At 22.4% G+C, this 16,211-nt stretch carries 15 protein-coding genes; 3 read left to right on the top strand and 12 right to left on the bottom strand.

The features are described 5' to 3' along the window. Positions 1–13: 13 nt before the first annotated feature. Genes D9V62_RS01850 through pyrD form a run of 3 tightly spaced genes read right to left on the bottom strand, consistent with a single transcriptional unit; the run spans position 14 to position 4,931 of the window. The gene (locus tag D9V62_RS01850) at positions 14–1,795 is read right to left on the bottom strand and encodes an ATP-binding cassette domain-containing protein (protein ID WP_158340114.1); all 1,782 of its coding nucleotides are present in this window, start codon (positions 1,793–1,795) and stop codon (positions 14–16) included. A gap of 21 nt (positions 1,796–1,816) precedes the next feature. Then, complete coding sequence (gene rlmKL / locus D9V62_RS01845; RefSeq protein WP_158340113.1) at positions 1,817–3,910, bottom strand: bifunctional 23S rRNA (guanine(2069)-N(7))-methyltransferase RlmK/23S rRNA (guanine(2445)-N(2))-methyltransferase RlmL; 2,094 nt, start codon at positions 3,908–3,910, stop codon at positions 1,817–1,819. A 13-nt stretch (positions 3,911–3,923) separates the two neighbouring features. Continuing rightward, positions 3,924–4,931: a quinone-dependent dihydroorotate dehydrogenase gene (gene pyrD / locus D9V62_RS01840; protein WP_158340112.1), complete on the bottom strand. Its 1,008-nt coding sequence runs from the start codon at positions 4,929–4,931 to the stop codon at positions 3,924–3,926. A gap of 282 nt (positions 4,932–5,213) precedes the next feature. Here pyrD and pncB point away from each other — a divergent pair, with 282 nt between their 5' ends. The 3 genes from pncB to D9V62_RS01825 all read left to right on the top strand — a co-directional run bounded on the left by pncB (position 5,214) and on the right by D9V62_RS01825 (position 9,068). After that, a complete protein-coding gene (pncB, locus tag D9V62_RS01835) occupies positions 5,214–6,434 on the top strand; it encodes a nicotinate phosphoribosyltransferase (RefSeq protein WP_158340111.1) in 1,221 nt (406 codons plus the stop codon). A 46-nt stretch (positions 6,435–6,480) separates the two neighbouring features. Continuing rightward, on the top strand, positions 6,481–7,881 hold the full coding sequence (gene asnS, locus D9V62_RS01830) for an asparagine--tRNA ligase (protein ID WP_158340110.1): 1,401 nt from the start codon (positions 6,481–6,483) through the stop codon (positions 7,879–7,881). 71 nt (positions 7,882–7,952) lie between these two features. After that, entirely contained in the window at positions 7,953–9,068 is a 1,116-nt protein-coding gene (locus D9V62_RS01825) for a porin (protein ID WP_158340109.1), read from the top strand. Positions 9,069–9,247: 179 nt separating this feature from the next. On the opposite strand, the gene D9V62_RS01820 is transcribed toward D9V62_RS01825, so the two are convergent. From D9V62_RS01820 to fabD, 9 genes are all read right to left on the bottom strand, one after another. Continuing rightward, on the bottom strand, positions 9,248–9,805 hold the full coding sequence (locus D9V62_RS01820; protein WP_187312786.1) for a hypothetical protein: 558 nt from the start codon (positions 9,803–9,805) through the stop codon (positions 9,248–9,250). A gap of 28 nt (positions 9,806–9,833) precedes the next feature. Beyond that, entirely contained in the window at positions 9,834–10,178 is a 345-nt protein-coding gene (locus D9V62_RS01815) for a histidine triad nucleotide-binding protein (RefSeq protein WP_158340107.1), read from the bottom strand. An 84-nt stretch (positions 10,179–10,262) separates the two neighbouring features. After that, positions 10,263–11,696, bottom strand: coding sequence for a PTS glucose transporter subunit IIBC (gene ptsG, locus D9V62_RS01810; protein WP_158340106.1), 1,434 nt, complete (start codon positions 11,694–11,696; stop codon positions 10,263–10,265). Positions 11,697–11,754: 58 nt separating this feature from the next. Continuing rightward, positions 11,755–12,528, bottom strand: a complete 774-nt coding sequence (locus D9V62_RS01805; RefSeq protein ID WP_158340105.1) for a TatD family hydrolase — start codon at positions 12,526–12,528, stop codon at positions 11,755–11,757. A gap of 41 nt (positions 12,529–12,569) precedes the next feature. Continuing rightward, on the bottom strand, positions 12,570–13,574 hold the full coding sequence (locus D9V62_RS01800; RefSeq protein WP_261979496.1) for a DNA polymerase III subunit delta' C-terminal domain-containing protein: 1,005 nt from the start codon (positions 13,572–13,574) through the stop codon (positions 12,570–12,572). Beyond that, positions 13,550–14,185: a dTMP kinase gene (tmk, locus tag D9V62_RS01795; RefSeq protein ID WP_158340104.1), complete on the bottom strand. Its 636-nt coding sequence runs from the start codon at positions 14,183–14,185 to the stop codon at positions 13,550–13,552. The genes D9V62_RS01800 and tmk overlap by 25 nt, the downstream gene beginning before the upstream one ends. Positions 14,186–14,235: 50 nt before the next feature. Then, positions 14,236–14,475 (bottom strand): acyl carrier protein, encoded by a 240-nt coding sequence (acpP, locus tag D9V62_RS01790; RefSeq protein ID WP_158340103.1) that lies wholly within the window; start codon positions 14,473–14,475, stop codon positions 14,236–14,238. Between the two features lie 50 nt (positions 14,476–14,525). After that, positions 14,526–15,257, bottom strand: a complete 732-nt coding sequence (locus D9V62_RS01785; RefSeq protein ID WP_158340102.1) for a beta-ketoacyl-ACP reductase — start codon at positions 15,255–15,257, stop codon at positions 14,526–14,528. A 4-nt stretch (positions 15,258–15,261) separates the two neighbouring features. Continuing rightward, positions 15,262–16,191: an ACP S-malonyltransferase gene (fabD, locus tag D9V62_RS01780; RefSeq protein WP_158340101.1), complete on the bottom strand. Its 930-nt coding sequence runs from the start codon at positions 16,189–16,191 to the stop codon at positions 15,262–15,264. Positions 16,192–16,211: the final 20 nt, after the last annotated feature.

The raw sequence follows: 16,211 nt of genomic DNA, 5'->3' as shown, positions 1-16,211 counted from the left end.
ATTTAATTTAAAATTAATCATTAAAATTTTCATTTATATTTTTTTCTAAATTTTCCCAATATTTTAGTTTAATTTCTAGTTTTTTTTCTTCTAAATTTAATTCTTTTAATATAGGTAATTGGTTAATAATGTCTTGTTTAAAAAATTCCGGTTTATTTATTTGCTCTTGTAAAATTTTAATATTTTTTTCTATATAATCAATTTGATTCAATATATTTTTTAGTTTATTTTTTAGTTGGTTTGTATTTAATAATTTTAACTTTTTATCTTTATTTAAAATATGTGTATTTTTTTTAGTTTTATTTTTTTTAATTTCTTTTTCTATTGAATGATCGTACACACCTAAGTGTGTAGTAATTAATCCGTTACCTTTAAATAACCAATATTTATTTACTACATTTCGAATAAAATATCTATCGTGACTTACTATTAAAACTGTTCCGGAATATTGAATAATAATTTTTTCTAATAGTTTTAATGTATCTAGATCTAAATCGTTAGTTGGTTCATCAAAAATTAATACATTATTTTTTTTTAAAAATAATTTAGCTAAAAGTAGTCTATTGCATTCTCCGCCAGATAAAGTTTTTACTAATCGTTGTAGTTCATTTGGTTTAAATAAAAATTTTTTTAGATATCCTATTAAATGTTGTTCTTTATTATTAATTAATACTTTATCTTTTCCTTCATTTATATTATCTAAAATAGATTTTTGAGAATCTAATGTTAATCGATTTTGATCAAAATATGCTATTTTTATTTTTTTTCCTGAATAAAAATTTCCTTTTTGAATTTTATTTTCTCCTATTAATATTTTAATCATAGTACTTTTTCCAGAGCCATTATCACCAATTAATCCTATTTTATCTCCATATTGTATTATTGAAGAAAAATCGTGAATAATAGTTTTATTTTTTATACAAAAATTTATATTTTTTAATTTAAAGACTATTTTTCCAGAATAATCTGTTATTTCATTAATTTGTATGTTGTTAAAATTTTCTACTTTTTTATAATTTTCATTTGTTTTTCTTAAAATTTCTAAATTTTTTACTCTACCTTCATTTCTTGTAGTACGAGCTTTAATTCCTTTTTTAATCCAAATTTCTTCTTTTTCTAACTTTTGATCAAATAATTTTTTATTAACTTTTTCAATATGATCATTTTTGTTTTTTAACATAATAAATTTTGTATAATTTCCTGGAAAGGATATTAATTTCCCTCGGTCAAGATTAACTATTCTTGTAGATATATTGTCAATAAATGATCTATCATGTGATATAAAAATAATACTGCCAGAAAATTTTTTTAAGAAGTTTTCTAACCATGTAATAGTACTTATATCTAAATGATTAGTTGGTTCATCGAGTAATAATATATCAGGATTATTTACTAAAGCAGCAGCTAATGCAATTTTTCTTAAAAATCCTCCAGATACTTCTGAAAGTAAAGTATTTTTATTTAATTTTAATATTTCAATAATTTTTTCTATTTTTAGCATTTCATGAATATTTATTTTTGTAAATTTTTTTTTAATAAATTCAAAAATAGAAATATTTAAATGATCTAAATTTTCTTGTTTTAAATATGAAATTTGAATATTATTTCTATAAACAACTAAACCTTGATCTAAATGTTGTTTTTTGTTAATTATTTTTAATAAAGTTGATTTTCCAGCTCCATTTTTACCAGTTAAACATACACGTTCATTGTTATTGATATAAAAAGAAGTATTTTTTAATATTTCTAAATCGCTAAACGATAAAGAAGCATCTTTTATACTGATTAAATTCATAGTTTTCTCATTTAAATTTTATTATATATGTTGTATTAACCAAGAATTGTATTTTTTGTTTAAAAAATCTTTTGATTGTACTAAATTCGTAATGTTTTTAATATATAATTTTATTTTATTAATTTTATGAAAATCAAGTTTAAAATTATGTGTAGAACTTGAAAAAATAATATAACCATTTTTTCGTAAATTCTTTTTTAAACTATTTATTAAATGAATATAATCTTTTTTTAATTCAAAAACTTTTTTCATCTTTTTAGAGTTTGAAAAGGTAGGTGGGTTTAAAAATATTAAATCGAATGTTTGATAATTTGAGTCAATCCATTCTAAACAATTAGATTGAATAAAAAAATGTTTTTTTCCTACTAAATTATTAATTGACATATTTCGTATCGACCATTTTATATATGTATTAGATATGTCTATAGTAGTGGTAGTTTTAGCGCCTCCTAATCCAGCATAAACACTAGCACTACCAGTGTATGCAAATAAATTTAAAAAATCTTTACCATAAGACATTGTATTGATTAACTTTCTTATACGTCGATGTTCTAAAAATAATCCAGTATCCAAATAATCAGTTAAATTTATTAAAAGTTTTACATTATATTCTTGAATGGTAAAAAATTTATTACTATTAAAAAATTTTTGATATTGTAATTTATTTTTTTGTTTTTTTCTGGTTTTTAATACTATATTATTAATTGGAATAGAAAGTATTTCTTTAGTTTGATAGATTGCAGAACATAATCTCTTATAAGAACAATGCGTACTTATTGTTTTTGGTGCTTGATATTCTTGAATTACTAACCATTTTTTATAAACATCTACGACAATATTATAATTAGGTATATCTCTATCATATATACGAAAACATTCTATTTTTTGAAAATCGTTCCATTTTTTTAATTTTTGAATATTTTTTTTTAATCTATTTTTATATTCTTCATTTTCATTGTTAAGTTTTTCTGAAAATATTTTATAATTTTTTAAAAAACAGTCTAATGGTCCATTTTTAAAAAAAATATCTTCATAGGATTTCATTTGTATAAAATTTAATAGAAATTTTGATGAAGTAAATATTGATAGTTTCCAATTTTTAAAATGTTTTTTAAATGTTATCCCCATCTGAATATATAAAGCTGGTAGTGTATTTTCTGTATTGCATCTTTCTCCATATGGTGGATTACTTAATATTATTCCAACTTCTTTACCTTTATATGGATTACTTAGATTGTTTAAATTACACGTTGAAAATTGAATAATATCTAATACATTTGCATTAAATGCATTTTCTTTAGCTTTTTCTATAATCTCATTATTATAATCATAACCTATAAATAAGTTTTGTTTGCATTCTTGAATTTTAGTTTCAAACGTTTTATTAGCTTCTTTAAGTACTATATCCCATAAAAATTTATCATATCCTTTCCAAGATTGGAATCCCCATTTTTTTCTCTTTAATCCTGGAGCTCTATCAGAATAAATCATTGCAGCTTCAATTAAAAATGTTCCTGATCCGCACATTGGATCTATTAAAGGAATATTTTTTTTCCAGGTAGAACTGAATATAATTGATGCACCTAGATTTTCTTTAAGTGGTGAAATATTAGAATATTTACGATATCCTCTTTTATTTAAAGAATCACCACTTAAATCTAACATAATATCTACTGTATTATTCATTAATATTGCTTGAATACGAATATCAGGATTAAGAAGATTAATATTAGGTCGAATAGAATATTTTTTATAAAATTGATCAACGATAGCGTCTTTTATAGTTAATGCTCCAAATAAACTATTTCGAATAATATTATTGTTTCCTTTGAACTTTATTAAGAAAGTTTTATTTAAATATAAAATTTCGTCCCAATTAATTTCATAGGTATTAATATATATATCATTACTATTTTGAATAATAAATTTTTTAATACATATAAAAATTCTTGAAGCAATTCGACTCCATATTAAACTTTTATATAATAATATATCTTCAGCTTTATAATAAATTCCTCCTTTAGTAATGTTTATAATTTTTGCTCCTAAAAAAATAAGTTCACGCTCTAATAATTTCTCACATCCTAAATTTGTACTTGCATATAAACAGTTCATTTTAATCTTTCTTTTATAATTTTTTAATTATATTTCTAATAAATTTTGGACCATGATATACTAATCCAGTGTATATTTGTATTAAATCAGCTCCTAATTCCATTTTTTCTTTAGCTGAATTTAAAGAATTAATCCCTCCTACTCCAATTATTGGAATCTTATTTTTAAGTAGTTTATATAATATTGCAACGACATTATTACTTTTTTTTTGTAAAGGAAAACCACTTAATCCACCTTGAATTTTATTTTTGATTTTATGTATTGATGAATGATCTAAAGTAGTATTGGTTGCGATAACAGCATCTATTTTAAATTTAATTAGTTGATCGGAAATATAAATTATTTCATCTTTTGATAAATCTGGTGAAATTTTAATTGCTATTGGTACATATTTAAAATGTTTATGATACATTTCTTTTTGTTTTTTTTTAATGTTTTTTAATAGATTTTTAAATAATACTCCATATTGTAAATCTCTTAAATTTTTTGTATTAGGAGAAGAAATATTAATAACAATATAATTAGCATAAACATATATTTTTTCTATACATATTAAATAATCATTAATTGCGTTTTCAATAGAAGTCTGTTGATTTTTTCCTATATTTACTCCAATTATACCTTTAAATTTAGATTTTTTAATATTATAAATAAGATTATCTATACCAAGATTATTAAACCCCATTCTATTAATAATTGCTTCTACTGAAAGAACACGAAACATTCTTGGTTTTGAATTTCCTAATTGAGGTAATGGTGTTACTGTGCCTAATTCAATAAAGCCAAATCCAATTTTAGCAAACAAATCTATATATTCTCCATTTTTATCCATTCCAGCAGCTAAACCAACTTTATTAGGAAATGTTAGTCCCATACATTTAATTGGTATCGATGGAATAGGTTTGAAAAATAGATTCATTAATACTTGCATGTGCTTAGAATTAAGATATTTTAATATTAATATATGTGCTGTTTCAGGATCTATTAAAAATAAAAGTTTACGAATTAAATAGTAAAACATTATAATTCCTTTTTGTTACTATATAACATATGTCTTTTTTAAGATATTTTTTATTGATATATAAAAAAATCATAATTATTTTCTTAATTTTAATTACAATTAAAAAATTTAAAATTGTTATTCAGTTATAATGCACAGATATTTTTTTCAAAAATTGATAACTTTTTTATTTATGTTATATTTTTATATAAATTTTATGCATAATTTTATATGTAAAATTATACATCAACTTTCATATATAAAAAAATGATATGAAAACAGTAATATAAAAACAGATATACTATGAAAAAATATAATAATCCAATAGTAAAAACATTGTTAGATACTGATGCATACAAACTTCATATGCAGCAAGCAGTATTTTTTTATTATAAAAATGTTAATGTTGTTTCGGAATTTATTTGTAGAGGACCCAATTTTTTAGGGGTTTATTCGAATGTTTTGTTAGATCAAATTAATATGATGAAATCTTTATCTTTAAGTGATGAAGAATATTTATATATGAATTCTTTTCCTTTTTTTAAAAAAGAATATTTACATTGGTTAAAAAGCTTTCGTTATAATATTACACAAGTAGAAGTAAATAACTACTATGGTGAATTAAAAATTAGAATTACTGGTTTATGGAAAGAAGTAATTTTATGGGAAGTTCCTATTCTATCTCTGATTAGTGAAATTTTTCATAGAAATAATTATCCTAAAATTACTTCACAAATTGCTGTAGATCATTTAAATTTAAAGTTAAAAAAATTTTTTCAAGATACTAAGAATTTAGATTTATCTCGTTTAAAAGTTGTTGATTTTGGAACAAGACGTAGATTTTCATATAATATACAATATTCTATTCTTAAAAAATTAAAAGAACAATTTCCTTTTTTAATTGGATCAAGTAATTATCATATCTCTCGTGTTTTAAAATTATCTCCAGTAGGAACTCAAGCGCATGAATGGTTTCAAGCACATCAGCAAATTAGTTCTAGTTTAAAACATAGTCAATCCTTAGCTTTAAAAATATGGTTAAGTCAATATAAAAAACATCTAGGTATTGCTTTAACAGATTGTATTACAATGGATGCTTTTTTACGTGATTTTAATTTATCTTTATCTACATCATATCAAGGTATCCGACATGATTCAGGTGATCCAATACAGTGGGGTGAAAAGGCTTTAAAACATTATAAACGTTTAGGTATTGATCCTTCTACTAAAACGTTATTATTTTCAGATAATTTAAATTTTAAGAAAATTATTACTTTATATAGAAAATTTAATAATAGAATTAATGTTATATTTGGTATTGGCACACAATTAACTTGCGATATTCCAAATGTAAAACCACTAAATATTGTGATTAAATTAGTTAAATGTAACGGAAAACCAGTAGCAAAAATATCTGATAGTCCTGGTAAAACATTGTGTTTAGATAAAGAATTTATGAAATCTTTATTTAAAGCATTTAATTTACCTGTAAAAATACAAAAGAATATTAATGATTTTAATTAAGTTTGTTTTATAGATATTCTTGGAGATATGAGGTATAAAAAAAATTATGAATGCAGTATCAATATCAAAAATATATGAAAATGATATTATATTAAACACTTCAATTACTGTATATGGATGGGTTCGAAGTCGTAGAAGTTCAAAATCTGGTTTTTCTTTTATTACAGTATATGATGGTTCATGTTTTCATTCTATACAAGTTATTGCCAATAATACTTTATACAACTATTATAAAGAAATACTTCATTTAACCATTGGATGTTCTTTATTAATTAAAGGTATTTTAATTTTATCTTTAGGTGAAAAACAAAAATATGAGATAACAGCAACGGAGATTAAAGTATTAGGATGGGTTGAAAATCCAAATACTTATCCAATTTCTGCGAAAAAACATAGTCTAGAATATTTAAGAGAAGTCGCACATTTACGTAGTAGAACTAATTTAATTGGAGTGATAGTAAGAATACGAAATTATGTATTTCAGTTATTACATAAATTTTTACATAAAAAAGGTTACTATTGGATTCCTACACCTATTATTACCACTCTTAATACCGAAGGTACTGGAGAGATGTTTAATGTTTCAACATTAAATATGGAGAATATTCCTAAAAAAGATAATGGTTCCGTTGATTTTAAAAAAGATTTTTTTGGAAAAGAATCTTTTTTAACTGTTTCGGGTCAACTTAATCTAGAAACATATGCTTGTTCTCTATCAAAAGTCTATACCTTTGGACCTACTTTTAGAGCTGAGAACTCAAATACTATTCGTCATTTAGCAGAATTTTGGATGTTAGAAGTTGAATCAGCTTTTTTAAATTTAGATGAAATATCTAAATTTTCAGAAGAAATGTTGAAATATATTTGTAAATATGTTTTAAAAAACTGTATTACAGATATTAAATTTCTTAAAAATTATATTGATAGTGATATAATTAACCGTCTTGAAAAATTTTTATTATTAGATTTTGTACGTATAAAATATATTGATGCTATAAATATTTTAATAAGTTCTAAAAATAAATTTGATAATATTGTTTTTCCAGGAATTGATTTAAATTCTGAACATGAACGTTTCCTTGTGGAAAAACACTTTAAAAGACCTGTAATAATTACTGACTATCCTAAAGAATTAAAAGCATTTTATATGAGATTAAATGATGATGAAAAAACCGTTGCTGCAATGGATCTTTTAGTGCCAGGTATTGGCGAATTAATAGGCGGTTCTCAACGTGAAGAGCGTATTTCTATACTAGATTTACGTTTATCTGAGCTTAATTTAAAGAAAGAAGAATATTGGTGGTATCGAGATCTTAGACGTTATGGTACTGTTCAACATTCAGGTTTTGGAATGGGTTTTGAACGATTTATTTCTTATATTACTGGAGTTTCTAATATAAGAGATATTATTCCATTTCCACGCACTGTTAATAGTTCTCATTTTTAATATTTTTCATATTAAATTATTTATAATGATTTAGTTTGTATTACGTTTACTAATAAGGTAATTTAAAAATTATGAACAAAAAAAAATCTTTATCAATGTTAATACCAATATTATTTGCAACTAGTACGACAGTGACAGCTGCAGAAGTTTTTAATAAAAATGGTAATAAATTAGAATTATATGGAATTATAAATCCTCATCATGAATTTTCTAACAATTTTTTATCTAAAAAAGTTATTACTAAAAATGATAATACCAATGCTATTTTAGGATTATCAGGAAAAATTAATATTACCAACAAACTTTCTAGTTATGCAAAAATTGAATATAAAACTGATTTTTTTATGCCTGAAGAATTAATAGCTGAACATCAATTTAATTCTATACGTTTAGGATATGCTGGCTTAAAATATGGTAATTTAGGATCTGTAGATTATGGTAGAAATTACGGTGTTATTTATGATGTAGCATCTTTAACTAATCATATTCCATATATTATGAAGGATAGCTTTTTTTCATATAATGACAATTATATGTTAAATAGAAATAGTAGTTTATTAACTTATAGAAATGATAATATGTTTGGTTTATTTAAGGGAATGAGTTTTTCGTTACAATATCAAGATGAAACTAAAAATAAAAATCAAAATCAAAAAAATAATTCAAGTTGGGGTGCATCATTAAAATATGAAAGTGATTCAGGACTGACTGCTATTGGTTCTTGCTTTACATCTAAAAAACCAGAATCTATAACAGAAGATAAAAACAATTTAAAAGATAATTCTATAAATGCGTATGGATTAGGTTTTAAATACGATGCTAATAATATATATCTTGCTGCTTTCTATGGTTCTTCAAGAAATGTGCTACCTAATACTATTAAGAGCAATAATACCTATATTAATGAAACACAAAATATTGAAGCAATTGCAGAATATAGTTTTAAATCTGGATTTCATCCATCTTTAAGCTATTTAGATTCTAAAGGTTATAATGTTAACAGTATTGATAAAAGTGAATTAGCTTTAGCTAAACAAATTAACATTGCGACTCGTTATGAATTTAATAAAAATATTTCAACTTATATGAATTATAAGATTAATTTATTAAAAGAAAATGATTTTATTAAAACAAATAAAATTTCTACAGATAACATTATTGGTGCTGGATTAGTCTATCAATTTTAATTATTTTTTAAATTAATTATTTTAAAAAAAAATAATATTCAAAATTAAGAGTTAGAACTTTCTACTGATTTATAATTAGTAAAATATATCTTTTATTTAAATATTAAAAATATATATTTTATAATATAAATTTTAGTAGAAAGATCTACTCTATTAAATATGTTTATAATAATTTATTATTAATATATATTTTGTATATAATATAAATTTTTTGTTTTTTGAAATATAATTTCTCCCGTTTTTACAAGTATTAATTTAACTTTTAATAATAATAATTTATTATTAATAATAATTTTGCTATCAAGATAATATGTAGCTTGATTATTTCGAGCTAATAATATTGCAGTGTTTACATTTATAAAATTATCATCTTCAGATAAACCTAACTCTTTTTTAGTTTTATTGATTTGATTAGTATGAATAATATTAAATTTATTAATTTTTTTAAAAATTTGGATTCTTATAAGATTTGTTAATTTTTTATTTTCTAAAAAAATATGGCTTTCATTGTTTAACATATTAATATATAACGATATTTTTTTAGAAAAAAATATACTTTCATTATGCGACATTTCTAAAACAATATTTTCGATAGCACTTTTAAAATTTAAAAAAATAAGATTTGTATTTTCTTTAGCACTATTATTTTCTTTTAATAAATTTTTTGTTTGTTCAAATACTGAACAACTATTGATATACAATAAAATAATAAAGAAAAATATTAAATTTTTATTCAAATAATTACCTTTTAATAGAATTATATTTTTAATATAATGTTTTTAATTTAACCCCTCCTAATAAATGCATATGTAAATAATTTATTTCTTGTCCCCCATTTTCATTGCAATTAACAACTATTTTATATCCATCTTTGCTAATTTTTTTTTCTTTAGCAATTTGTACAGCAGTATAAAACATATGTGCAACAATGTTTTTATTATTTGCGTTAATATCATTTGGTGTTTTTATAAAACAATTTGGTATAATTAATATATGTATAGGAGCTTTTGGATTTATATCTTCAAAAGCAGTGACTATTTTATCTTGGTATAAAATATTCGATGGAATTTCTTTATTTATAATTTTTTGAAAAATTAAATGATTATTCATAATTAAATTTTTTTATTTATATATTTTATATGTAACATATTATATTAATTATTGGGCGAGTTAAGTTTTACTCACCCCCCTTTTTTATGTTTTATTTATATATTCGTCCATAGCTGTTTTAATATTTTCAGATCTAGTACCAAAAACAGCTTGTATTCCTGATCCTGATATTACTACTCCTGCTGCTCCAAGATTTTTTAAAGCATTTTTATTAACTTTTGATATTTCTAATACTGTAACACGTAATCTAGTAATACAAGCATCTAAACTTTTAATATTTTCTTTTCCTCCTAAAGCTATAATAATATGAGGTGCTATTTCAATATTGTTATTTATTATCGTATTATTTTGATCATATTCTCTTCCTGGAGTTTTTAAGTTAAATGTAACTATTAGTAAATAAAATATAATATAATATAAAGCACCATATAAAATACCAATAATTGGAAAAAGAAATAGCTTGTTACTATGCCCACTTAATACTACAAAGTCTATAAATCCATGTGAAAAGCTTGTGCCAGCACGCATATTTAAAAAAATACATAATGGAAAAGACAATCCTGCCAAGCACGCATGAACAACATATAATATTGGGGCAACTAATATAAATGAAAATTCGATAGGTTCTGTAATTCCAGTTAAAAAAGCGGTCAAAGCTGCAGAAATCATAATACTACCTATTTTATTTCTGTTTTCTTTTTTTGCTGTATGCCAAATTGCTAAAGCAGCTCCTGGAAGTCCATACATTTTAAAAATAAATCCACCTGATAAATTTCCAGCAGTAATATCTCCTGCCATGTATCTTGCAATATCACCATGAAATATTTGTCCAACAGAATTAGTATATTCTCCAATTTGCATTTGAAATGGCACATTCCATATATGATGTAAGCCAAATGGTACAAGTGCTCTTTCAATTAAACCATATAAAGAAAAAGCAATAATAGGATTTTGATAAGCAGCCCATTGAGAAAATATTTGAATTTTTTTTGCAATTGATGGCCAGATAAAGGATAATATTAATCCTATAAATATTGCAGATAAACCTGAAATAATAGGAACAAATCTTTTACCTGCAAAAAATCCTAAATATTCAGGTAGTTGAATTTTATAAAATTTATTAAACATACATGCAGAAATTGATCCTGCTATAATACCTCCTAATATTCCTATATCAGAAAAATTTTTATTTTTTATTGTATCAATATTTGCATGTAATATAGTTGGTTCAACTACAGATAACGTTTTTATTAAAATACTATATGCAACAACTGCAGCCAATGCTGCTACACCATCATTATTAGTAAATCCTAAAGCAACTCCAATTGCAAAAATTAGTGGCATGTTTGAAAAAACAGAACCTCCTGTTTGAGCCATAATTTCTGAAATAGTATCTGGTATCAAACTAAAATGAGCAGATCCTACACCAAGTAATATTCCTGCAATCGGTAATACTGACACAGGTAACATAAGTGATTTTCCAATTTTTTGAAGGCTTGCAAATACATTTTTAAACATATTAAAAACTCCTAAGTCTATATAAAATATAAAATTAATTAAATAATATATTTTATTTTTAAAATTTAAATAATGTATAAAAATTATTTTTTATAATTTCAGCAAATTCTTCTAAATGTATTTTTTTTATCAAACAAATGTATTTTGCTATATCAAGTAAATATGCTGGTTGATTTTCTTTTCCTCTATGTGGAATTGGTGATAAGTATGGGCAATCTGTTTCTATTAATAAATTTTTCAATGGTATTTTTTTTAATGTATTTTGTAATTCAATTGAATTTTTAAAAGTAACAATTCCAGATAAAGAAATATAAAATCCTAAATCTAATAATTTAAATGCTATTTTATCGTTTTCTGTAAAGGAGTGTAAAATACCTCCACATTTTTCTGCGTTTTCTTCTTTTAATATTTGTATTGTATCGTTTATAGAATTTCTTGTATGTACTATAATAGGTTTGTTTAATTGTATTGCGATTCGTATATGTTTGCGAAAGAAATATTGTTGTATTTTTTTTGTTTCAGGAGAATAATAATAATCTAAACCTGTTTCGCCTAATGCAATAACTCGTGGGTTTATCGATAATGGTTTTAATTGGTTTAAAATATTTATTTCTTTTTGACAGTGTAAAGGATGTATACCACAGGAATAAAAAATAAAATTATAATTATCAAATAATTTTTTTATATTATAAAAATTATTAATAGAAGTAGATACTGTTAAAAATTTTTTTACATAATTTTCATTTGACTTTCTAAGCATATCTTCTATATCTTTATGTAATAAATTATAATTTAATTGGTCAAGATGACAATGAGAATCAATTAAAAACATAATTTTGTCTCTTTAATTTTAAAATTATGTATGAATGAATATTAAACAATAAAACTTAAAATTTTTTCCCATTTAAGTAATTGTTCTATTAATAATAATTCGTTGTTAATAACAGGTATATTTGATAATGTATATCTACATTTAGTCCAAATTTGAATACTTTTATCTAAAATCAAATAATTATAATTACAAGAAAAAAACTGAATAAGTTCTAATTGATCAAAGTTAATTATTTTTTTTTTATAATTAAAATAAATTTGCATAGCATCAAACAATAATAGACAAATCCAGTCTATTTTCAATAAAGTATTATTTACAGATAAGATTGGTAATATTTTTAGTAGGTTTTTATCTTTAATAGATTTTAAAAAATATATAAATAAGTTTTTTCTTTCTTCCCAAAGTCCATCGCTAATAAATTTTTTAGCAGATATTGGTGATCCTTGGTTAATACGTAATGAAATTATATTAAATGTTTTATTTAATAATTTTTGATTATTTAACCAATTCAAACTATTTTTTTCTTTTGGAGGAAATAATTTATATATTAAACAACGACTATATAGTGTCGAACTTACTTTTAAATTACTATAATCTATCAAAAAAAAATAAGTTTTTTCGGGTGGTTCTTCTAAATTTTTTAATAAAGCATTTATTGCAGATTCAGTTAATTTTTGAATATCAGATAAAAATATTATTTTATTTTTTCCTTGTTGTGGATATTTAAATATTTTTTCGTTAATTTCACGAATATGATCAATAGTAATAATTTCACTTGGATTTTTCATATATTGATGCCAGTCTGGATGATTTCCTGATGACATTAATTTACAACTATGACATTTATTACAATATTTAGTATTATTTACTGCATTACATAGTAACCATTTACTAATGTGCCAAATTAATTCAAATACTCCTAATCCTTTTATGGTTTTTATCAAGAATGCGTGATGTGGTTTTTTATTTTGATGTTGTTTAATAATTATTTTATATGGATTTTTCAGCCAAGGATAGAATTTCATATGAATTGTTTTTGAAGCCATTTTAATAGTTGTTTTTTAATATTTTGAGTAACATTTTCGATATCTAAATTAGCATTAATTTTAATAATTTTTTCATCTAATTTTATATGATTTAAATAACTTTTTCTTGTTTTTTTAAAGAATTTTAAAGATCGATTTTCTATCCTATCTAATGAACTTCTTTTCAATGCTCTTTTTAAACCAATTTCAGGCATTACATCTAAATATATAGTTAAATCTGGAATAAAATTCTCTAAGAATAAATTTTTTAATTGATTGATAATATTTTTATTAATACCTAATCCTCCACCTTGATAAGCTAAAGAAGATAAGTCATGACGATCTGAAATTACCCAATCTCCGCGATTTAATGCAGGTTTAATAATTTTTTTAACTAACTGTATTCTTGCTGCATATATTAATAATAGTTCTGCTTCTTTTACAATTTTTTCACCATGATATATTTTAATTAATTTTCTTATTTTTTCTGAAATAGGTGTACTTCCTGGTTGTCGAACTAATATGATGTTTGTAATATTATTTTGTCTTAGAATTTTTTTTACGTAAGTACACGCACTTGTTTTTCCAGCACCTTCTAATCCTTCAATTACAATAAATTTATTTTTTATCATTATTTTAAAAATTTTTGATATAAATTAATTTTGAATAAAATTTAATTATTTTAATCTTTAAGTTTAGTATTAACAAAATCAATAGCATTTTGAACTGTTTTTATTTTTTCGGCTTCATCATCAGATATTTCTATATTAAAATCTTCTTCTAAAGTCATAATTAATTCAACAATATCTAATGAATCAGCTCCAAGATCCTCTAAAAACAAAGATTTATTGGTAATATTATTTGTTTTTATATCTAATTTTTTTGAAATAATATGTTTTATTTTCTTTTCAATATTTTGCATGTTAGATTACCCATTGTTATTGTTTATATTATAAATAATATAGTTTTATATTACATATACATACCACCATTTACATGTAATGTTTGGCCAGTAATATAAGATGCTTTTTTAGAAGATAAAAATATTACAGCATCTGCAATTTCTTCTACTTTTCCTAATCTTTTCATTGGAATTTGAGATAAATATTTTTTATATTGAAATATATTTAAATCTTTAATAAAATCTGTCTGAATTAATCCTGGAGAAACTATATTAACAGTGATTCCTTTTGAAGCTACTTCTAGTGCTAATGATTTATGAAACCCAATAAGACCAGATTTGGAGGTACTATAATTAATTTGACCCTTCCCTCCTATATAACCAATTATAGAACTAATCGTTATAATTCGTCCTGATTTTTTTTTAATCATAGAACGAATAACAGCTTTAGAGGTGTAAAATATCGATGTTAAATTAATTTTTATTACATCTTCCCATTCTTGATCATTCATATAAACTAATAATTTATCTAATTTAATTCCGGCATTATTAATTAATATATCGATAGCATATTTATTTTTATAAATTTCTTTAATTTTTTCTGTGATAGAATTAGTATCTTTTAAATCTAAAATTAATCCAAAACCATTTTTTTTTGCATATTTATTAATTATTTGCACTCCATATTGAGTAGTAGATGTTCCGATAACTTTTATTCCATTTTTTATTAACTTTATCGCTATTGCTTTTCCAATTCCTTTATTTGCTCCTGTTACTAGAGCGGTTTTTTTTATATTTTTCATTATTTTAATTAATTTTTTTCAATGCTTGTAAAAAATGTTTTTTATTACTTGTATGAAGAGAAATAAGATTCACGTTTTTTTTATTTAAATTAGTTAAAACATTATTTGGTCCTATTTCTAGCATAGTAAAAATATTTTTTGACTGTATAAAATCTATTATTTCTTTCCATCGTACGGTTTTATAAACTTGTTTTATTAAAGCTTTTTTTATATTTTCACTATTACTTTCACATTTTACGTCTACGTTATTAATAACTGGTATTCTAGGTTTTTTTATTTCTATATTTTTTAATATAGATTCAATTTTTTTAGAGACTGGTTTCATCAAATGGCTATGTATTGGTATATTAAGATTAATATCTAGTATAAATTTAGCTCCATTGTTTTTGCATTCTATACTTGCTTGATGTACATCTAATTTATTGCCTGAAATAATTATTTGATTATCAGAATTAATACTTGCAATAGAAACAGTTTTTGATGCATATTTTCGACAAATTTTTTTAATAATATTTTTATCTAAACCGATTATTGCTTTTACTAAACATGATTGATTCAAAATAATTTTTTGCATATATTGTCCACGTAAAGAAACAATTTTTAACGCATCACTGAATTTAATTGCTTTAGCGCAAACTAATGCAGAGTATTCTCCTAAACTATGTCCACACATAAACGATGGATTTTTTCCATTATATTTCTTCCAAAATTTATAAATAGCAAATGATGAAGTTAATATTATTGGTTGTGTGTATTTACTGTTATTTATTATATTTAATGGTCCTTTTTTAATTAGTTTTAATAAATTATATCCTATATATTCTGATGCTTCTTTAAAAGTATTTTGAAAAATTTTTTCTTTTTTCAAAAAAGAAGATAACATGTTTATATATTGAACACCTTGACCTGGAAATAGCATAGCAAATAAACACATTAAAATAACCTTTTATCAAA

The organism is Buchnera aphidicola (Aphis helianthi) (assembly GCF_005083845.1).
Lineage (GTDB): Bacteria > Pseudomonadota > Gammaproteobacteria > Enterobacterales > Enterobacteriaceae > Buchnera > Buchnera aphidicola_AW.
Note: the sequence above shows the minus strand (reverse complement) of the source record. Positions and strands in the feature narration are given on the sequence as shown.